18 protein-coding genes are annotated in these 18,613 nt (G+C 65.2%); 10 read left to right on the top strand and 8 right to left on the bottom strand.

Annotation, left to right across the window (positions count from 1 at the left end; genetic code table 11):
- Positions 1-50 precede the first annotated feature (50 nt).
- Positions 51-2,123, bottom strand: a complete 2,073-nt coding sequence (gene thrS / locus LQG66_RS09765; protein ID WP_231325920.1) for a threonine--tRNA ligase — start codon at positions 2,121-2,123, stop codon at positions 51-53.
- Between the two features lie 266 nt (positions 2,124-2,389).
- On the opposite strand from thrS, the gene LQG66_RS09760 reads away from it, so the two are divergent.
- The 3 genes from LQG66_RS09760 (at position 2,390) to LQG66_RS09750 (ending at position 5,554) form a co-directional block, all read left to right on the top strand.
- The gene (locus LQG66_RS09760) at positions 2,390-3,739 is read left to right on the top strand and encodes a COG3904 family protein (RefSeq protein ID WP_425601301.1); all 1,350 of its coding nucleotides are present in this window, start codon (positions 2,390-2,392) and stop codon (positions 3,737-3,739) included.
- A gap of 118 nt (positions 3,740-3,857) precedes the next feature.
- Positions 3,858-5,033, top strand: a complete 1,176-nt coding sequence (locus LQG66_RS09755) for an MFS transporter (protein WP_231325919.1) — start codon at positions 3,858-3,860, stop codon at positions 5,031-5,033.
- Positions 5,034-5,191: 158 nt separating this feature from the next.
- Positions 5,192-5,554, top strand: coding sequence for a hypothetical protein (locus LQG66_RS09750; protein WP_231325918.1), 363 nt, complete (start codon positions 5,192-5,194; stop codon positions 5,552-5,554).
- 30 nt (positions 5,555-5,584) lie between these two features.
- Here the strand turns inward: LQG66_RS09750 and LQG66_RS09745 are convergent, their stop codons facing one another.
- Positions 5,585-6,739, bottom strand: coding sequence for an alpha/beta hydrolase (locus LQG66_RS09745; RefSeq protein ID WP_231325917.1), 1,155 nt, complete (start codon positions 6,737-6,739; stop codon positions 5,585-5,587).
- A gap of 421 nt (positions 6,740-7,160) precedes the next feature.
- On the opposite strand from LQG66_RS09745, the gene LQG66_RS09740 reads away from it, so the two are divergent.
- Together LQG66_RS09740 and LQG66_RS09735 are read left to right on the top strand one after the other, a co-directional pair.
- Positions 7,161-8,543: an APC family permease gene (locus LQG66_RS09740; protein ID WP_231325916.1), complete on the top strand. Its 1,383-nt coding sequence runs from the start codon at positions 7,161-7,163 to the stop codon at positions 8,541-8,543.
- 53 nt (positions 8,544-8,596) lie between these two features.
- Positions 8,597-9,781 carry a hypothetical protein gene (locus tag LQG66_RS09735; protein WP_231325914.1) on the top strand — a complete coding sequence of 395 codons (1,185 nt, stop codon included), beginning with the start codon at positions 8,597-8,599 and terminating at the stop codon, positions 9,779-9,781.
- Between the two features lie 25 nt (positions 9,782-9,806).
- On the opposite strand, the gene LQG66_RS09730 is transcribed toward LQG66_RS09735, so the two are convergent.
- On the bottom strand, positions 9,807-10,016 hold the full coding sequence (locus LQG66_RS09730; protein ID WP_231325912.1) for a hypothetical protein: 210 nt from the start codon (positions 10,014-10,016) through the stop codon (positions 9,807-9,809).
- A 167-nt stretch (positions 10,017-10,183) separates the two neighbouring features.
- Positions 10,184-10,498 carry a membrane protein insertion efficiency factor YidD gene (yidD, locus tag LQG66_RS09725; RefSeq protein WP_425601300.1) on the bottom strand — a complete coding sequence of 105 codons (315 nt, stop codon included), beginning with the start codon at positions 10,496-10,498 and terminating at the stop codon, positions 10,184-10,186.
- Between the two features lie 311 nt (positions 10,499-10,809).
- Between yidD and LQG66_RS09720 the strand changes: the two genes are divergently transcribed.
- A complete protein-coding gene (locus LQG66_RS09720; protein WP_231325909.1) occupies positions 10,810-11,715 on the top strand; it encodes a COG3904 family protein in 906 nt (301 codons plus the stop codon).
- A gap of 80 nt (positions 11,716-11,795) precedes the next feature.
- Here the strand turns inward: LQG66_RS09720 and LQG66_RS09715 are convergent, their stop codons facing one another.
- Positions 11,796-12,269, bottom strand: a complete 474-nt coding sequence (locus tag LQG66_RS09715; RefSeq protein WP_231325908.1) for an iron-sulfur cluster assembly scaffold protein — start codon at positions 12,267-12,269, stop codon at positions 11,796-11,798.
- Positions 12,270-12,466: 197 nt separating this feature from the next.
- Here LQG66_RS09715 and folE point away from each other — a divergent pair, with 197 nt between their 5' ends.
- From folE to LQG66_RS09695, 4 genes are all read left to right on the top strand, one after another.
- Complete coding sequence (gene folE / locus LQG66_RS09710) at positions 12,467-13,174, top strand: GTP cyclohydrolase I FolE (RefSeq protein WP_231325907.1); 708 nt, start codon at positions 12,467-12,469, stop codon at positions 13,172-13,174.
- Between the two features lie 29 nt (positions 13,175-13,203).
- Complete coding sequence (hisI, locus tag LQG66_RS09705) at positions 13,204-13,629, top strand: phosphoribosyl-AMP cyclohydrolase (RefSeq protein WP_231325906.1); 426 nt, start codon at positions 13,204-13,206, stop codon at positions 13,627-13,629.
- 148 nt (positions 13,630-13,777) lie between these two features.
- Positions 13,778-14,812 (top strand): transglycosylase SLT domain-containing protein, encoded by a 1,035-nt coding sequence (locus tag LQG66_RS09700; RefSeq protein WP_231325905.1) that lies wholly within the window; start codon positions 13,778-13,780, stop codon positions 14,810-14,812.
- Positions 14,813-15,091: 279 nt separating this feature from the next.
- A complete protein-coding gene (locus LQG66_RS09695; RefSeq protein ID WP_231325904.1) occupies positions 15,092-16,267 on the top strand; it encodes a DUF2336 domain-containing protein in 1,176 nt (391 codons plus the stop codon).
- A gap of 167 nt (positions 16,268-16,434) precedes the next feature.
- Here the strand turns inward: LQG66_RS09695 and LQG66_RS09690 are convergent, their stop codons facing one another.
- The 3 genes from LQG66_RS09690 to LQG66_RS09680 all read right to left on the bottom strand — a co-directional run bounded on the left by LQG66_RS09690 (position 16,435) and on the right by LQG66_RS09680 (position 18,581).
- The gene (locus LQG66_RS09690) at positions 16,435-17,019 is read right to left on the bottom strand and encodes an Hpt domain-containing protein (protein WP_231325903.1); all 585 of its coding nucleotides are present in this window, start codon (positions 17,017-17,019) and stop codon (positions 16,435-16,437) included.
- Between the two features lie 122 nt (positions 17,020-17,141).
- On the bottom strand, positions 17,142-17,687 hold the full coding sequence (locus LQG66_RS09685) for a response regulator (RefSeq protein WP_231325901.1): 546 nt from the start codon (positions 17,685-17,687) through the stop codon (positions 17,142-17,144).
- A gap of 114 nt (positions 17,688-17,801) precedes the next feature.
- Positions 17,802-18,581 carry an NAD kinase gene (locus tag LQG66_RS09680; protein ID WP_231325898.1) on the bottom strand — a complete coding sequence of 260 codons (780 nt, stop codon included), beginning with the start codon at positions 18,579-18,581 and terminating at the stop codon, positions 17,802-17,804.
- Positions 18,582-18,613 lie beyond the last annotated feature (32 nt).

Here is an 18,613-nt window from a genome sequence, read left to right as displayed (position 1 = left end):
GCGTAGCCCGCATGTCGCTGCGCTCATGCGGGCTACGATTTACCGCCCGATCAGGCCGCCTCGCGTTGACGGCGCCGGACGTCCGGCGGCGTCGCCTCGTCGACCAAAGCGGCGATCGCTTCCGCGGTCGGCATCACGGTCTGGCCGTCGCGGCCGAGCCGGCGCACGGAGACCGAATGCGTCTCGGCCTCCTTCTTGCCGACCACGAGCAGAGCCGGGATCTTCTGCAGCGAATGCTCGCGGACCTTGTAGTTGATCTTCTCGTTGCGCAGGTCGATCTCGCACCTGAGCCCCGCGCGCCGCAGTGCCGCCAGCACCTGCTTGGCGTATTCGTCGCCTTCCGAGGTGATGGTGGTGACGACGACCTGCGTCGGCGACAGCCACAGCGGGAAGCTGCCGGCATAGTGCTCGATCAGGATGCCGATGAAGCGCTCCATCGAGCCGCAAATCGCGCGATGCACCATCACCGGAGCCTTCTTGGCGCCGTCGGCGTCGATGTAGAACGCGCCGAACCGCTCCGGCAGGTTGAAGTCGACCTGCGTGGTGCCGCACTGCCAGTCGCGGCCGATGGCGTCGCGCAGCACATATTCGAACTTCGGCCCGTAGAACGCGCCTTCGCCCGGATTGATCTCGGTGCGGATATGGTTGCTCTGCGCCTTGATCTCGTTCAGCACGGTGGCCATCACGCGCTCGGCGTGATCCCACATCTCGTCGGTGCCGACGCGCTTGTCCGGCCGGGTCGAGAGCTTCACCGTCAACTCGCCCTCGAAGCCGAAATCGGCGTAGGTCGACAGGATCAGGTCGTTGATCTTCAGGCACTCGTCAGCGAGTTGGTCCTCGGTGCAGAACACATGCGCGTCGTCCTGGGTGAAGCCGCGCACGCGCATCAATCCGTGCATCGCGCCGGAGGCCTCGTAGCGGTGCACGACGCCGAACTCGGCGAGCCGCAGCGGCAGGTCGCGGTAGCTCTTCAGGCCATGCTTGAAGATCTGCACATGACCCGGGCAGTTCATCGGCTTCAGCGCGAACCAGCGCTTGTCCTCGGCCTCGTCGCCGGCGGACTGCGCCGCGAACATGTTCTCGCGGTACCAGTTCCAATGGCCCGAGGTCTCCCACAGCGACTTGTCCAGGATCTGCGGCGCATTCACCTCGTCATAGTCGCCGGCGAGACGCCGGCGCATGTAGGCGATCAGCGCCTGGAAGATGCTCCAGCCCTTGGGGTGCCAGAACACGACGCCGGGACCTTCCTCCTGGAAGTGGAAGAGGTCGAGCTCGCGGCCGAGCTTGCGGTGGTCGCGCTTCTCGGCCTCCTCGATCTGCTTGAGGTAAGCGTCGAGCTGCTCCTGCTTGGCGAAGGCGGTACCGTAGATGCGGGTCAGCATCGGGTTGTTCGAATCGCCGCGCCAATAGGCGCCCGCCACCTTCATCAGCTTGAAGGCGCCTCCGATCTTGCCGGTCGAGGTCATGTGCGGACCACGGCACAGGTCGAACCAGTCACCCTGGTAGTAGATCTTGATCGGCTCCTGGCCGGGGATGGCGTCGACCAGCTCTACCTTAAACGCCTCGCCCTTGTCGCGGAACACCTGCTTGGTCTTCTCGCGGTCCCACACCTCCTTTGTGAAGGGTTTGTCGCGGCCGATGATCTCGCGCATCTTCTTCTCGATCGCGGCGAAGTCTTCGGGGGTGAATGGCTCGTTGCGGAAGAAGTCGTAATAGAAGCCGTTTTCGATCACCGGGCCGATCGTGACCTGGGTGCCCGGCCACAGCGCCTGCACGGCCTCGGCGAGCACATGCGCGCAGTCGTGCCGGATCAATTCCAGCGCGCGCGGGTCGTCGCGGTCGACGAGCTCGAGCCTGGCATCCTCGACAATGGGATCGTCGAGGTCGGCGAGCGTGCCATCGAGCGCCATCGCCACGGTGCGCTTGGCGAGCGAGGGCGAGATGCCCTTGGCGATGTCCAGGCCGGTGGTGCCTCTCGGATATTCGCGCTTCGCGCCGTCGGGGAAGCTGATGATGATCTTGTCGACCGGGGCGGCGGGCTTCAGGTTGCTGAGGCTGTAGTGGAAACCGGATTCGGCTTTGGGCTGTTCGGACTTGGAATCGGGGGATTTAGAATCAGGCATAGGTCTCTCCTTCAGCTCACTCCTGCGAACGAGCGCAGGTAAGCGGGAGCAAGGGGTATAGCAGGGGATTCGGAGGCTGCAACCGGGCAAAGGACGGGAAAACCGGCCGTTTGCGCCGGCAGGCGCGTTACGGAGATTGCCGCAGTCGGCCGGTATGATACAACTTGAAGTGTTCGGGGCGTGGGGACGCGTTGGCGATGGTGTCTGCAGGGGAGGCGCCGCTCTCTCTTTATTGTTTCCGGCGTGGCGGCATTCGGGTTGCAGCCGTGCTTCTCGCGCTCGTGCTGCCGAGCGGTCAGTCCATTGCGGGCGTAGCGACGACGACCAAACCGGCGAGTGCCAGGCTTTCGATTTTCAGGCCTGTTCAGCAGGAGAAACCGCCGACGCAAGCCAAGCCGGCGGCACTGGCCAAGCCCGCTATTCGTCCCGCGCAGCCATCGCCACGGATCGGCGACGGCTTTGCACCGATTGCGTTTGCCCTCGTCAAAGGCCCCGCCGACGCCTGCGGCCCGGGTTGCGACAGCTGGATCGCGGCCGAAGGCAAGATCGACGGCAGTGCCGCGGCGCGCTTCCGCAAGTTCATGAAGCAGATCGGCGACCGCAAGCTGCCGATCTACTTCAATTCTCCGGGCGGCAATCTCGAACAGGCGCTCGCCATCGGCACCATGCTGCGCGAACGGAAAGCAGCCGTGCGGGTCGGGCGCACCACGTTGCGCGAATGCGGCTTCGAGCCCCAGGAGGGCGACGTCTGCACCAGGCTCAAGCTCTCGGCGCGCGAGCTACACGGCGAGGTCTGGACGCGGGGCGCGATGTGCAACTCGGCCTGTCCCTACATCATTCTCGGCGGGACGACCCGCGAGGTCGGACCGGACGCGACGCTTGCGGTGCATTCGCCGCGCGTAATCCTGAATTTCACCGGCGGCGTGCCGACCCGGGAGATGCGGGCGCAGGCGCTGCAACAGGCCATGGCGCGATCCGATCGCATGGTGCTCGATCACCTCATCAAGCTCGGTGCGGACCCCGCTCTGCTCACGGCGGCGCGGTCCGTCCCATTCGAGAGCATGCGCGTCCTGACGCGGGAGGAGATCGTGCGTTTTGCGATCGACCGGCGCGACCGGGTCGAAAGCCCATGGATGTTCGAGGCTGCCAATCGCGGTATCGCGTACAAGACAATCCTTGCGCGCAAGGACGGCGAGACGTCATTCGGCACGACGCGCTTTCAGCTCGTCTGCTTCGATCAAAATCGCTTCGAGCTCGACGTCGAGCGCAACGCGCCGTCCGGCTCCGGACGTGCGTCCCTTGCGATAGTGGGCGGAGATCTCAGGCTGAACTTTCTGTCGCCGCCGCGCCGTTCGGGCGGCCGCGAGACGTGGGGCGTTTTTCTCGACGGCGGTCAGGTGAGGGCGCTCGCATCGACCAGGACCGCCGAGCTGACCGACGGCCCATCGAACCTCGCGCGTCCCGATGGCGCGCCATTCCCGGTCGCGAGCGAGGGCCTGCAAAGCGCCTTGAAGATGCTGACGGACACCTGTCCGCCGGCCAAGGCCGCCACTCAGCCTGTGATCGCGCCCGTGCCTTGGCAGCAGGTTCCGTGGCCGCAGGCCTCCGCGCGCTAATGCGGCCGAGAGAATGCCGCCAAGAGAGAATGCCAACACAAGAACAACACAGAAAATGTCATGGGCAGCATGAGACATTTTCATGCAGATGCATGAAAATGTCTGCTATGGAGGCGCCATGACGTCCGATCATGCTCCCCCTCGCTTCGCCCCGACCGCGCTGATGCTCGGCAACATCGTAACCGGTTGCTCGGTGCTCGCCCCCGCCGGGATGCTGCCCGAACTCGCGTCCGGCCTCTCCGTCGGCATCCATACGGCAGGGCTCCTGATCACCTTCGGCGCGATGGTGCTCTGCATCTGCTCGCCCTTGACCGCCTGGCTGACCAGCCGGCTCGACCGCCGCCGCCTGCTCGCGGCGACCTTGCTGGTGCTGGCGCTCGGCAATCTCGCCTCGGCCTTCGCGCCGGACTACGCGAGTCTGCTGGCTCTCCGGCTCGTGATGCTCGCGGTCGGGGCGCTCTATACGCCGCAGGCAGCGGGGACGGCCGCCCTGATCAGTTCGGTGGAGAAGCGCGGCAGCACCATCGCCTACGTGTTTCTCGGCTGGTCCCTGGCAGCAGCGGTCGGGCTGCCACTGATCACCTTCATCGGCAGCCACTCGGGCTGGCAGGCCGCCTATCTCGCGGTTGGTGCGGCCGGGGTCGTCAGTTTCGCGCTGCTGACATGGCGCCTGCCATCCGGCCTGAAGGGCGCACGGGTCGAGCTGAACACCTGGGTCGAGCTCGGGCGCAACCGTATGGTCGTGCTGCTGCTGCTGATCACGACCCTGCAGATGTCGGGACAGTTCGTGATCTTCACCTTCATGGGGCCGCTGCTGAAGAAGCTGACCGGGGCCGATCCCAACCAGATCGGACTGGTGTTTGCGATCTATGGCGCCTGTGGCTTCATCGGCGTCGTCATTGCGACCCGTATCGTCGATGGCTGGGGTCCGTATCGGACGTCGCTGCTGTTCACCTGCCTGATGCTGGCGGGGGTTTCAGCCTGGACGTTGGGGGCGGGTGTCTATCCCCTGATGGCGGTGGCCGTGGCGATCTGGGGATTGGGATTTGCGTCCACCAACTCGATGCAGCAGGTCCGTCTGGTTGCGGCAGCGCCGCCGCTCGCCTCGGCCTCGGTGTCGCTGAACACCTCGGTGCTCTATATCGGCCAGGCAATCGGTTCCGCAGTCGGCGGCAGCCTGTTCGCGCGCGACCTGCTCGGCCCCACCGGCTACGTCGCCATGGGGTTCGTGGTGTTGTCGCTGCTGGCCATCCTGGCGAGCCGGCCGCGCGTGGCGGTCGCCGTCCTGGCCTGAGGCGGACCGCAAGCAGCGGGTTGGCGCTTGGCAAACCCCGCCGGACCGGATTAAAGCCGAATATCGTGGGGAGCTGCGGGGCGGGGAATTCGCCACACCCGGCGCAATGTCTCGACGGGATGCTCGCGCGCCCACGGTTCGGATGAAAGAGATATGACATGAAGAAGATGATGTTGAGCCTTGCCGCGGTGCTGCTTTGCACCTCCGCACTGGCCCAGAGCAGCCAGCCGATGGTCGGTGACCGCCCGTTGGTGCAGGTCAAGCCGAAGGGGACAAAGACCGCGGCTGCCATGCCGGCCAAGCCGCAATCGACCGGCGCGAAACTCCAGGCCTGCCTGGAGATCGATGATGGGACCAAGGAGCGGCTGAACTGCTACGATGCGGTCATCCCGCCCGCGGCCAAGCCTAAGGCCGCGAAGGCCAAGACGGTGGCCGACTGCAAGTTCACCAAGGAAGAGGACGAGCGGCTGGCCTGCTTCAACGGCTTCGTCGAAAACATGCCGAAACTGCCGAAGAGCTGAGGCCTTCCCTCCCGAGGGACTCCGATCGCCTCAGCGGCTCGATGAGCCGGAGGCCCCCGCCGCAATTCGGATCGGCGGCTGGGCCGCCGCCATCTTCGTCAGCACGTCCCTGATCGGGTGGCGGGTCCAGGCCAGTGTGACGTAGTCGCGATGGGTGATGCCCTCGTCGGTCTCGACGAATACGACGCTGCCGGGGCGCAGGGGCCGATCCATGTCCTCCGAAACCTCGATGCCCTGGTTGCGCAGCATCGCCATCAGCTCATGGTCATGGCGCGCGGTGTAGCGGGTATAGGAGCTGATGAAGAAGCCGGAGCGGTTACGCTCGATCCAGTTGGCGAATTTGTCGAGTTGACCGTAGACGGCATCGAGCAGCACGACGCCACGCACGCGGTCGCTGATGCCGCCGACCTCCAGGCTCCATGCGGTTGGCAGGAAACCGCCGCTATAGCCGACGATCACGATCGGCATGTCGGCGAAGGCCTTCGCGTTCGAGGGATCGCCGGTCAGGCGGGCGAGGTTGCCGGCGGCCTCGTCCATGAAGCGTTTGAAGCCGCCCGGTTGCCAGAACTTGCCCGCGCTCGAATCGGCGGCATCGACCGCCATCTGCGGCGCAAGCAGCACCGCGTTGGCCCCGGATGCGCTGATCTGCTGCGGCACCATCTGCCGGTCGCGCACGTCGCGTTCGAGGGTGGCGCCGTTGCCGTGGAAAAACACGACGATCACGCCGGGCTTTCGCACGTCGAACTGTTCGGAAACGTGCACCAGCACGCGGCTGTCATTGTAGGTCTGATCCTGCCAGTAGACGCGGCCCGAGAAGCTGCGATGGCCGCGGCGGTCACCGCTGCTGACATTGAGGAACGGCGCATCGGATGCCGGATTGTTACCGAAATAGGGGAAGGCCGACGACTTCATGCTGACCAGCGTCGTCAGATCCTCACGCGGCCGCCGGGCCGGTGCCTGCGGCTCCAAAGAGGCGACCTGATGGGGCGGCGGATTGGGAACGAAGTCCGAGGGGGTGTGTAGCCGGAAGCTCTCCTGTGCCGACGGGAAACGGTCACCGAACTCAGGCGTGGGGAAGCGCTCGTCGAAGGTCAGCCCCTGCGCCGCCGTCGCGTTCGCCGCCAAGGCGTCGGGGTCGGGCACCTTGCCGCAATGCGCAAGCGAGAGGCAGATTGTGGCGGCCATCGCCACGCCGGACCAGCGTGGCGCATTCGAACGCGCGCGCCAACGCGGCCCCACGGACCGGCGTGTGCAAACAGGCATCGCGCGCTTCTGATCTGCCCCGATCATTCGTCCCCAAGACGAGTTGGAGCCGCAGAGCGGCCCGCGCAACCATCGGACTTCGTTCAACCTGCGCCGCCGACATTGAGGTCGCGTTAAGGGTCGTGTCCGGTCAACTCCGGCGCAACGGGGACACACCACGCGATCATGTCGCGATTGTGGGACGCCCGGCGGGCCGATGCAATACCACAGACATCCCCCAGCGGAATCGGTTCAAAAATACCTTCGAAGGAGGCCATATTTAACGCCCGTTAACTATGATTGAATGGTTTAGCGGGAACCTGAGCTCGAAGCAGGGAAGGGGCGTCGAGCGTCCCTGAACGAGATGGCTGCATCCGAGGCCGACGATGCCACCTGGTCGGGCGCCGGCGCAAGCCCAGGCGCTTCGGCCCCATCGGTATCGCTGCCGGTCGCGACCGCAATCGTGATCGCCGACATGATCGGGGTCGGCGTGTTCACCAGCCTCGGCTTCCAGGTCAAGGACATCCCTTCCGGGTTCTCGATCCTGGTCCTGTGGGCCGTCGGCGGCCTGGTGTCCGTCTGTGGCGCGCTGTCCTATGCCGAGCTCGGTGCGATGTTTCCGCGCTCGAGCGGCGAGTACAACTTCCTGACGCGTGCGTTTCACCCCGCGATCGGCTTTATGGCCGGGTGGGTGTCGTCGACGGTAGGCTTCGCCGCGCCGGTAGCGCTCGCAGCGATGGCGTTCGGCGAATACGGCCGAGCCGTCCTGCCCGGCGTTCCGCCGCTGGTGCTGGCGGTCGGTGCGGTGTGGCTGGTGACGCTCGTCCAGCTCGGCGGCATCAGGCAATCGAGCCGCTTCCAGCTGCTCTCGACCGTGCTGAAGCTCGGCCTGATCATCGCATTCCTGATTGCCGGCTACGCCATTGCGGTCCCGCAGCCCGTCACGTTCCTGCCTGCACCCGGCGATATCGGCTACATCACGAGCGCTCCGTTCGCGACCGGTCTGGTGTTCGTGATGTACGCGTTCTCTGGCTGGAACGCCGCGACCTACATCATCGGCGAGCTGCACGCTCCGGAGCGGACCTTGCCGCGCGCGCTCCTTGTCGGCACCGTGATCGTGCTGGTGCTCTATATCGCTCTGAACGCTGTATTCCTCCGTGCGGCGCCGATGAACGAGCTCGCCGGCCAGCTTCAGGTTGCGAGCATCGCCGGTGGTCACATCTTCGGCGAAGCCGGCGGCCGTTTCGTCGCTGCCATGATCTGCGTCGGATTGGTTCCGTCGATCGCCGCGATGATGTGGATCGGTCCGCGCGTGCTGATGACGATGGGCGAGGACATCCCGGCGCTGTCGGTGTTCGCCCGTCGGACGCGCAGCGGAGCGCCGGGCTACGCAGTCCTGTTCCAGCTCACGGTGGCGACCTTGATGCTGTTCACGGAGAGCTTCGAAGCGGTGCTCGACGTCGTGCAGTTCTCGCTGCTGTCCTGCTCGTTCCTGGCGGTGCTCGGTCTGTTCAAGCTGCGCATCGCGCGGCCCGATCTCGCACGGCCTTACCGGGCCTGGGGCTATCCGTTGACGCCCTTGATCTTCCTCACCGTGACCGGCTTCATGATGTCCTATCTGATCACCGCGCGGCCGGTGCAGGCCGGCCTCGGTGCCGTGGCGATGATGTCGGGACTGTTCATCTACTGGTTCGCTCACAGGCGGTCGGGGCGGAGCGTCGCAGCAGGCTTATCGGGGTCGGATTGAAGATGCGCGTCGGGCTGAGATTATGGTTGGCAGCCGCATGCTGCATCCTGTCGATGAGCTGCGAGGTCAAGGCTCAGACCGTCACGCCCGACGACACGGCACGGGTGCTCGCGGGCATGACGCCTTCTGCGGGGTCGCCATTGGCTGCGCTGGCGCAGAATCCTGCGTGGCAGCGGCACGCGGCGTTCTTCGACAACGCGTTCAATCAGCTCGAGCAGCGGCAGCTGTCGAAGATCCGGACCTGGGCGGATGCCAACCTCGCGGCGCCGCGGCCCGCGATGTTCTATTTCTTCTCGGGGCCCGACTTTCTCTACGCCGACGCCTTCTATCCGAAGGCCACGACCTATGTGATGGCCGCGCTCGAGCCGCCCGGTCCGATCCCAGATATGACGCGATTGCCTCGCGGCAGCATCGGTCCCGCGCTGTCCTACGTGGAGCGTTCGCTGCAGTCGATTTTGAGCTTCTCCTTCTTCATCACCAAGCACATGAAGGCGGACCTGCGCGAAGGCGAGATCGAAGGGACCCTGCCCATCCTCTATGTGTTCCTGGCCCGCACCGGCAAGACGATCCGCAATGCGAGCCTGATCTGGCTGGATGACAAAGGCGGGCTGCACGCTGCCGGCGAAGCGCCGGCGCGCAATGCGACCAAGGGCGCGCGCATCGTGTTTGCCGGCGCCGATGGTGTCGAGAAGACGCTCTACTACTTTTCCACGGACCTTTCCGACTCCGGCGTGAAGGCCAGCGGTTTCCTCAAGTTCTGCGAGCCCCTCGCTCCCGGCGACAGCCTGCTGAAGAGCGCCTCTTATCTGTTGCATGAGAGCAGCTTTTCCCAGGTTCGCAGCTGGCTGCTGAAGAACAGCGCCACGATCATCCAGGATGATTCCGGCGTCCCGCTTGCGAGCTTTGAATCCAGGGCTTGGCGCTTCTTCCCGTTCGGGCGCTATGCTGGTCCGATCGACAAGTTCCCGGATATGTATCAGGTCAGTTATGCGAAGCTGTTCGAGCGTGCCCAGCCGCTGGATTTCGGGATCGGCTACCGCTGGCGCACGCGCGAGTCGAACGTGCTGCTGTCGGTCAGATCGCCTTCGGCCGATGCAACGACGTCCGCCGAAGCGACGGTTCCGGCGGAAACCAGCTATCAGCCGCCGCGCGCACGCCGCATGCCGCGTCCGCCGGAGCCCATTCCTGTGTATCCGCCGCCGCGGCGCGATGACTTCATCTTCTGGCCGCGCTGGTGACTGGGCGCGAGAGCTGCGTGGCGCTTCACCAGTGCATGCTCTGGCTCGGAACGACGTAGGACGCCGTCGTCGGGGGCAGGGCGGTGCTGTCGGCAAGATAGCGCCAGCCGGCGACGATGACGATCAGGAGCGCGATGATGCAAAGCAGGTCCACCTGCCGTGCGTCGTGATCAATCCCGTTGTGGCCTGAGCCCTTGCGGGATCGGTCGGATCTCGGGCTGATTGTCCAGCGCATCGTTGTTTCCTTCCGGAAGGAAGCTTCAACATCAATGCAAGACCGCGCGGCGATGTTCCTTCGGGACCAGCGCCGCCTGATCCGGTAACACTAATCCTGGCCCGGGACTTTTCCAGTCCGATTTGCTTCAAATCATATGATGCGCGCGCGCTTTTGCGTTGCACACATCAGCCCGGCGGCCCGTTGACGCCGCGCCAGCGCGCATAGCGCCAAGGCAGGTACCAGCGCCCGCGTGCAGGTCGTTCGACAGGTACGTTGTCGATGCCCGAGGTGCCGAACGGCTGGCAGCGCAGCAGGCGGGCCAGCGTCATCCAGCCGCCGGCCCAGAGGCCGTAACGCTCGATCGCCTCATCGGCATAGACCGAGCAGGTCGGCAGATGCCGGCAATTGTAGCCGACCAGAGGCGACAGCGTGTGACGGTACAGCCAGATCAGAGCTCGGGCTGCGCGCCGCGGGATTCGCGACAGGAGCGCTGCGTGCATGTGCGCGGAATGGCAGTCGGAATCAGGACATGAGTGCTTCATAGGCGGCTTGCCTGACCGATGGGCGAACCTTTGACCGGTTCCCGGGCGAGGAACCTCCGCTCGCGCGCATGTGTGGTGATGTGATGCAACAATGACAGGTTTTCAGCGGCGCCGCAGCGCGCCTGCGCTAGACGCTCGGGGATTGCCCGGATACGTTTCTCGGCAAGGATGTGACAGACTCATAACCGATTTGAGGCCGGCTCGTCAGGTCTTGTTGTGAGGTCGTGCCGCGACGGAACTGCTTACCGAGCTTTACGAGGGGGGGCGGATTGGGCGTGAGATTGCTGCGGTCGCGTGAATTGCGCTGGATGCTTCTGGGCGTTGCAGCGGTTGGTGCGGTGCTCGGTAGCGCGATCACCATGATGACGAACGCGGCGCGGGCTGGCGCCGCGCTCGAAGAACGCAAGCTCCCGATGCGGTTCGACTGGGTGGCGTGCGAGCCCAATTGCGGCTGGGTCAGTGCGGTTGGCATTGTCACCGGCGATACTCCGAAGGATTTCGAGGATTTCGCCAGGGATCGCGACCTCACCGGGCTGACCCTCGTGCTCGACTCCAGTGGCGGCTCGGTCAATGACGCCATCACGCTCGGGCGGCGGTTCCGTGGTCTCAAGATGCGCACCACCGTGGGGACGACGTTGCGTCCCAGCCGGACGAGCGACCGGCCGCGCATTGCGCCCGAGGCCTATTGCGAGTCGATGTGCGTATTCCTGCTGTTGAGCGGAACCACGCGCTACGTCCCCGACGCGGCGCATGTCCGGGTGCATCAGATCTGGATGGGAGATCGTGCTGACGACGCCAAGGCGGCGAGCTATACGGCGCAGGACCTGATGATCGTCGAGCGCGACATCGGCCGTCTCGCCAAATACACCTTCGACATGGGTGGGGCAGGCGACCTGCTGTCCCTGGCGCTCAACGTGCCGCCGTGGGAAGACCTGCACGAATTGTCCCGCGCCGAGTTGCGACTCACCAACATCGTCACCACCGAGATGGTGGCCGAGGTGTTGCCGCTCGCCAAGGGCGCGATCCCGGTCGCCCTCGCGCCGAAAGGGCAGGATAAGAACCAGGAGCGCTTCCCAGCCGTTGTGGCCGAATCCGACAAGGGGCAATCCGCGCGGTCGACCCGAACAGCGGAAGCGCTGCCGCCGAACACGGTCGCTGCGACGCCGCAACAGTAGCTGATCCTTATCGAAGGCCAAACCCCGGCTGGACGGATCGCTGGTGCGATCCATGGCTCCCGTGGCTCCGATGGACTAGACTAGCCCCGGGCCGCAGCCGGCTGCTCGTCCGCCGTCGTGTCTCCGGTCCTGGCCTCGATCTGGTTGATCGCGTCCACCACGGCGTCGAAGGTCAGCAGGGTCGAGGCGTGACGGGCCTTGTAATCCCGCACCGGCTCGAGCAGCGCGACGTCGGCCCATTTGCCCTGCGGCGGCGCACCGTTCTCCTTGAGCATCCGGCGGACCAGCTCACGCAACTCGCGCAGCTCCGTTGCGTTCGAGCCAACGACATGGCGGGCCATGATCGAGGAGGAGGCCTGGCCCAGCGCGCAGGCCTTCACGTCATGGGCGAAGTCGGTCACGACGGGGCCATCCATCTTGAGATCGACTTTCACGGTCGAGCCGCACAGCTTGGAATGGGCGGTCGCGGTGGCGTCGGGGTTGTCGAGCCGTCCGAGCCGCGGAATGTTTCCGGCGAGCTCGATGATGCGCTTGTTGTAGATGTCGTTCAGCATTTGCCTGACGTCCCGGATTTACCGGCGCGGTCGGCCTTGGCGGCCGGGTTTCATCGCCCTATATTGCGACTATATGGAAATGATTGGCCGGAATTCCAGCCACATCCACAGCCGTCTGGCGTATAGGCGCCCAGTCTGCAGGTGCAATCTGCCGGTGACACTCCGGTCGGACCGCCGACCGGTCGAACGGAGTTGAGATGGACGCTTTGATCAAGACGCTGCGCGCGAATAAGCCGGACGGCAAGCCGTCCGACGCCAAATTGCCGGAAGCCCGCCCCGCGGAGCTCGATCCGGCCGAGTTTCTTGCCGCTGCCGTCCGCGCCGACCGGCCGCGTCCGTCGCGGGCGGAGGCTGAGGCCGCCGTTTATACGCTGCTCAATTACATCGGCGAGGATCCGACCCGTGAGGGCCTGGTCGATACGCCGCGGCGCGTGGTCGAGGCTTTCGACGAGCTCTATCAGGGCTATCATCAGTGCCCGGCCACCGTGCTCGACCGCACCTTCGGTGAGACCGCCGGCTATGACGATTTCGTGCTGATCCGCGACATCGAGTTTACGTCGCAATGCGAGCATCACATGATGCCGTTCTACGGCAAGGCGCATATCGCCTACACCCCGGTCGAGCGGGTGGTGGGGCTGTCGAAGCTTGCGCGGCTGACCGACATCTTCGCGCGCCGCCTGCAGACCCAGGAGCACCTGACGGCCCAGATCGCGGCCGCCATCGACGAGGTGCTGAAGCCGCGCGGCGTGGCGGTGATGATCGAGGCCGAGCACACCTGCATGTCGGTGCGCGGGGTTGCCAAGCACGGTGCCATGACCTTCACCAGCCGCTTCACCGGCATGTTCAGGGACAATCCGGCGGAGCAGGGGCGTTTCCTGTCCATGGTGCGGTCGCCGCAGCGTTAGGCCGTCCAGGGTCGTGAGCAGAGATTTTCGTGTCTTCATCCTCAGTTGAACGCGAGGAGGGCTCCGCCTTCCTGCCCAAATTCGACGCGGCCGGTCTCGTCACCTGCGTGACGACCGATGCCGTAACTGGCGACGTGCTCATGGTCGCCCACATGAACGACGAGGCGCTGCGCAGGACCGTCGCGACGGGCGAGGCGTGGTATTTCAGCCGCTCGCGCAACGCCTTGTGGCGGAAGGGTGAGAGCTCGGGGCAGACCCAGCGAGTGGTCGAGATGCGCACCGATTGCGACCAGGACGCAGTCTGGCTGCGCGTCGAGCAGACGGGAGCGGCCTGCCATACCGGCCGCCATTCCTGCTTCTATCGCAAGATCGAGCGGGCCGATGAAGGCGGCGCCCGTCTCGTCTTCGTCGATGCCGACAGACTGTTCGATCCGGACGCGGTCTATCGCAAGTAGGTCAGAGGCCTCCTCCGGCAATTTGCGGGTCGTTCATTGGCCTGCTCCGGGCAATCAATTAACCGGCCATTAACCATACCGATCGCATTTTGCCTGATGTTTCCGGCGCGTTCGTCTGCCAGCGAATCTGCAAACAGCGGGTCATCTCATGTCGGTCGACGCATCCAACTCCTCGTCCACTGGGCTCCTTGACGGCGTCCGGGCGCGGGTCGCCGGCGCGATCAAGCAGGCCGCCGACACGGTCGGCACCAGTTTCGAATATCTCCTGTCGACCGCGAAGATGGAGTCGGACTTCAACCCGACTGCTGGTGCTTCAACGTCTTCGGCGCGCGGGCTCTATCAGTTCATCGACCAGACCTGGCTCGGCACGGTGAAGGAAGCCGGCACCGAACTCGGCTACGGCCAATATGCCGATGCGATCACCAAGACGTCGTCCGGCGAATACACGGTCAGCGATCCCGGCATGCGGCAGGCGATCATGAAGCTGCGCGACGACCCCAAGGCGTCGTCGGCAATGGCGGCCGCCCTGACGCAATCGAACAGCTTCCAGCTCACCGGCGCGATCGGCCGGCGGCCGACCGATTCCGAGCTCTACATGGCGCACTTCATGGGCGTCGGCGGCGCGGCGAAGCTGATCACGAGCGCCCAGGACACGCCGAGTGCGTCGGCGGCGCGGATGTTTCCCAGCGCGGCGGCGGCCAACCGGTCGATCTTCTACGATCGCGATGGACAAGCGCGCAGTGTCTCCCAGGTCTATTCGGTCCTGAACACCCGCTACGCTGGCGCCGCCAATTCCTCGACCACCCGCGGGGCGCTCGCCCTCTACGGCGGGGCGTCGTCGAACGTGGCTCTCGCCAATGCCGCCGGCGGCGGCGCGCTGCCAACGACCGACACGGCGACCTTTCTGTCGATGTTCCCGGATGTCCGCGGGTCCTCTCAGGCTGCGTCCTCCGTGACGGCGGATGCCTCCACCGCGAGCCGGCCGGCGGATCCGATGTTCCGCTCACTATTCCAGGTCGACGGCCAGTCGAATCAGACGGTTTCGCCTGATGTCCGCGAATTGTGGGGCCGTTCCTCCGTTGCCAGCACCGCGCCGGTCGAAAGCGCCGCCAATAATGGCAACGGCGGTGGTCAGCGTCGGCTCGACCTGTTTAGCGATCCCCACGGGACCTTCTCCGGCTGAGATGGCGGCTGCGGCTCGCCTGAGCCATTGATCCAACGAGAATAATTTTCACGTCCTGCTGCGGAAGCCGGCAATGCCGACGGCCGCAATTTGCCCGTTCGACTACGGCCAATTCGAGCCTTTAGAGGTATCATAATACTTAATTGAGCCGGTGGCTTAACAAAACATCAACGAAACCAGCCACTTATGGTGAACGCTTTGTTAAGCGTCGTGGTTTATTTTCGGTGTTGTCGAGGCCCTCGTGGCCTTGTTTTGCAAGTTGCGTAAGCCGGAAAGACCATGATCGTTCGGCAGTTTCTCAGTTGGGTCAGAACCGCGCCCGCCGGTGAGCGGGCAGAGGCCACCAGGGCTTTGGCCCGGGCGTGGATGCTCTCGAATCTCACCGATGAGGATCGCGGCGCCGCAGAAGGCGCGCTTCTCATGCTTCTGGACGATCCGTCACCACTGGTGCGGCAGGCCATGGCGGAGGTGTTCGCGCGATCGGCGGAGGCGCCCGCGGCCATCGTCCAGGCGCTCGCCACCGACCAGCCTTCGGTCGCCGCCATCATCCTCGAATACTCGCCGCTGCTCATCGACGCCGACCTCGTCGACATCGTCGCCACCGGCAATTCGGAAACACAATGCGCTGTGGCGCGCCGCGTCGGCCTGCCGGCGCCGGTCTGCGCCGCCATCGCCGAGGTCGGCAGCCCGGCGGCCGCGCTCGAACTGATCGAGAATGCCTATGCCGACCTCGCGCCGTTCTCCTGGGATCGCATCGTCGAGCGTCACGGACATCTCGCCGCGATTCGCGAAGCCATGCTGGTGCTGGACGATCTGCCGGCGGCGACGCGCGCGGCGCTGGTCGACAAGCTCTCCGAGACGCTGGCGCAGTTCGTGGTCGCCAGGAACTGGCTCAGCGTCGACCGGGCCGGGCGCATCACCGGCGAAGCGCGCGACCGTTCGACCATCACGATCGCGGCGCGCTCACGCGGCGAGGAGTTGCGCGGACTGGTCCAGCATTTGCGCGCGACATCGCAGCTGACTGCCGGCCTGATCCTGCGCGCGCTGTTGTCGGGCAACATCGAATTGTTCGAAATCGCGCTGTCGGAGCTCGCCGACATGCCCCGGGCGCGGGTGTCGGGGCTGCTCAACGATCGCGGCCGCGCCAGCCTGCAGGGGCTGCTGCGCAAGGCGGGCATTCCCGAAACCACCTTCGATGCCTTCAGGATCGCACTCGACGTTTGCCGCGAGACCGGCTTTGCCGATACCTTGAGCGGTGCGGCCATCTTGCGCCGCAAAATGGTCGAGCGGGTGCTGACGCATTGCACGACCGATCGCGATTCCGCCGAGCCGCTCTTGATCCTTCTGCGCCGCTTCGCCACCGAATCCGCGCGCGACGAGGCCCGCGAGTTCTGCGACGAGGTGATGGCGGAGGATTTCGTCGCCGGGCTGGAGTTCGGGTTGATTGCGGCCTAGCCCCGTGGCCACCGCTGATCGGCGCAGGCTGCGCGCGTGTGCCGCGGCAATGACGGCCCCGTAGCCCGCATGTGCGTCAGCCGAGGCCCAGCGGGCTTCGGCGAAACGCCATGCGGGGATGGTCTGTCCCCGGGGGAGCCGCGCTCGCCTGGGCTACGGCCCGACGCTTAGGGCTGGTCGCCCGGCACCAGGCTCGGGGCCAGGATTGCTTCGAGATGCTCCGGCCGGTCGCGGTTGACCTGGACGAGATAGTCGTCGGCCACGCGGCGCAGCCGACGACTCAATTCGCCCGCCACGGTGGCGCTGTCGTATTTCGTGTGGTCGTGCACGATCGCCTGGATGGCGTTGACGTGATGCTCGAACAGTTCGGCGGGCACCTTGTCGAGATCGGGTGCATGCTCGATGATGCGGCACAGGCTGTCGGCGACTTCTGCGGCGGCGGGATAACCGAAGGTCGCGGCATCGCCCTTGATGTCGTGGGCGGCGCGGAACATCTCCTCGCAGGCCGAGTCGTCGAAGTCGTTCTTCAGGACGGCCGCGTAGGCCTTCGACAGACGACCGGCTTCGGTGTCCATCCAGGACTTGAACTCGCCCGAGAGGTCCGCAAGAGCGGCTTCCGCCCGCGCAATCGGATCATCGAGATTCTTCTCGTCGACCCGGTGCAGCACTTTCTTCAGCGGATTGGGCTGGGTGATGACGTGATGCGAGGCGTAGGTCTTGACCTGGATCGCCGGGGCTTTCTGTTTCGCCATCTCGATGTCCTGACTGATGCCGACCAACGCACTTCGACTCATTGCCCGATTCATAGCCGAGGACATGCGCGCGCTGGGCGCCGATCCCCGGATTGCGTTAACGGGGGCTCACTGCTCCGCCCCTAAACCGCGGAGCGCGCTTTATCCAGAAGTGACGGCTGCTGGTAGATTTCGGCCTCGCCGCCAACCCGGCGCTCGGGACCGATATAGGCGGTGTTGGTGTTGCGGCGTCGATCCGGTCCGAAATAGGTCTTGGTCTTGATGAAGGGGCGCGGATTGGCGACCACGTTGAGGATGCGCTGATACAGGCCCTTCGCCGAGATCGGCTTGGCCAGGAATTCGGTCACGCCGGCATCGCGCGCGACGGTGACGCGGCGCTTCTCCGAATGACCGGTCAGCATGATGATCGGCGCGTAGGGATTGCCCTTGGCTTCCGGCTGGCGGATCATCTGCGCGAGTTCCAGTCCGTCGAAGATCGGCATCGCCCAATCGGTGATGACGATGTCCGGCGAAAAATGGGTGTACATCTCGAGCGCGGTCGCGCCGTCCTCGGCCTCATTGACCTCGCGCGCACCGAACGAATGCAGCAGCGTGCGCAGGATGCGGCGCATGTGCGGGTTGTCGTCGCAGACGAGGAAACGCAGCTTGTTGAAGTCGATGCGGTACATTGGGCCGGCCTGAAAGGATCACCGGAGATGTCGGTATACCTGCATTAACCATACGGAGCCGCGGGTTAACAAAGCGTTGCGGGTGGCTGCAGAGGGCCGAAAAAGCGGCTGATATCAGTAGCCGAACTGCTCGCTCAGGATGCGCTCTTCCAGGCTGTGGCCGGCATCGAACAGCATCCGCATCGAGATCGTCTTGTCCGAGAGCACCTCGACGCGCTGGACGTTGCGGACCTCGTCATGGTCGGCCACCGCCGCGACCGGCCGCTTGTCGCCTTCGAGCACCTCGATGATGACGTAAGCCGTGTTCGGGAGCAGGGCGCCGCGCCAGCGCCGCGGCCGGAACGCGCTGATCGGCGTCAGAGCCAGAAGCGCTGCGTTGATTGGCAGGATCGGACCCTGCACCGAGAGATTATAGGCGGTGGAGCCCGCAGGAGTCGCCACCAGAACGCCGTCGGCGATCAGCTCCGGCATGCGCTCGCGCTCATCGATCAGGATGCGCAGGCGCGCGGTCTGCGCGGTCTGGCGAAACAGGTAGACCTCGTTGATGGCGTGATGAATGTGAACGACGCCGCCGGCGTCGGTCGCCCGCATCAATAGCGGATGGATCACCGATTCCTGCGCCGCGCCGAGCCGCCCATGCAGATCGATCGTGCTGAACTCGTTCATCAGAAAGCCGACCGTGCCGCGATGCATGCCGTAGATCGGCTTTCCCGAGCGCATGTGATCATGCAGCGTCTGCAGCATGAGGCCATCGCCGCCGAGCGCCACCACGACGTCGGCGAGGTCCGGATCAGCATTGCCGTAGAGCGCGCTCAGCTGCGTCAGCGCGGCCTGGGCCTCGGCACTTGGACTCGCGACGAAGGCGATCCGCTCATATCGCTTGGGCGTGGTCATGCGTCGCAGGGCTCGCTGGTCGGTTGGCCGAT

The sequence above is a fragment of the Bradyrhizobium ontarionense genome (genome assembly GCF_021088345.1).
GTDB classification, from domain to species: Bacteria; Pseudomonadota; Alphaproteobacteria; order Rhizobiales; family Xanthobacteraceae; genus Bradyrhizobium; species Bradyrhizobium ontarionense.
This window is presented reverse-complemented; position numbering and strand designations above follow the sequence as displayed.

What these genes read in the sequence shown, in the direction of transcription:
- thrS (WP_231325920.1), bottom strand. Translation starts at nt 2,123, where the DNA reads ATGCCTGATTCTAAATCCCCCGATTCCAAGTCCGAACAGCCCAAAGCC.
- LQG66_RS09755 (WP_231325919.1), top strand. Translation starts at nt 3,858, where the DNA reads ATGACGTCCGATCATGCTCCCCCTCGCTTCGCCCCGACCGCGCTGATG.
- LQG66_RS09750 (WP_231325918.1), top strand. Translation starts at nt 5,192, where the DNA reads ATGAAGAAGATGATGTTGAGCCTTGCCGCGGTGCTGCTTTGCACCTCC.
- LQG66_RS09745 (WP_231325917.1), bottom strand. Translation starts at nt 6,739, where the DNA reads ATGGCCGCCACAATCTGCCTCTCGCTTGCGCATTGCGGCAAGGTGCCC.
- LQG66_RS09740 (WP_231325916.1), top strand. Translation starts at nt 7,161, where the DNA reads ATGGCTGCATCCGAGGCCGACGATGCCACCTGGTCGGGCGCCGGCGCA.
- LQG66_RS09735 (WP_231325914.1), top strand. Translation starts at nt 8,597, where the DNA reads ATGAGCTGCGAGGTCAAGGCTCAGACCGTCACGCCCGACGACACGGCA.
- LQG66_RS09730 (WP_231325912.1), bottom strand. Translation starts at nt 10,016, where the DNA reads ATGCGCTGGACAATCAGCCCGAGATCCGACCGATCCCGCAAGGGCTCA.
- yidD (WP_425601300.1), bottom strand. Translation starts at nt 10,498, where the DNA reads ATGCACGCAGCGCTCCTGTCGCGAATCCCGCGGCGCGCAGCCCGAGCT.
- LQG66_RS09715 (WP_231325908.1), bottom strand. Translation starts at nt 12,269, where the DNA reads ATGCTGAACGACATCTACAACAAGCGCATCATCGAGCTCGCCGGAAAC.
- folE (WP_231325907.1), top strand. Translation starts at nt 12,467, where the DNA reads ATGGACGCTTTGATCAAGACGCTGCGCGCGAATAAGCCGGACGGCAAG.
- LQG66_RS09700 (WP_231325905.1), top strand. Translation starts at nt 13,778, where the DNA reads ATGTCGGTCGACGCATCCAACTCCTCGTCCACTGGGCTCCTTGACGGC.
- LQG66_RS09695 (WP_231325904.1), top strand. Translation starts at nt 15,092, where the DNA reads ATGATCGTTCGGCAGTTTCTCAGTTGGGTCAGAACCGCGCCCGCCGGT.
- LQG66_RS09690 (WP_231325903.1), bottom strand. Translation starts at nt 17,019, where the DNA reads ATGGCGAAACAGAAAGCCCCGGCGATCCAGGTCAAGACCTACGCCTCG.
- LQG66_RS09685 (WP_231325901.1), bottom strand. Translation starts at nt 17,687, where the DNA reads ATGTACCGCATCGACTTCAACAAGCTGCGTTTCCTCGTCTGCGACGAC.
- LQG66_RS09680 (WP_231325898.1), bottom strand. Translation starts at nt 18,581, where the DNA reads ATGACCACGCCCAAGCGATATGAGCGGATCGCCTTCGTCGCGAGTCCA.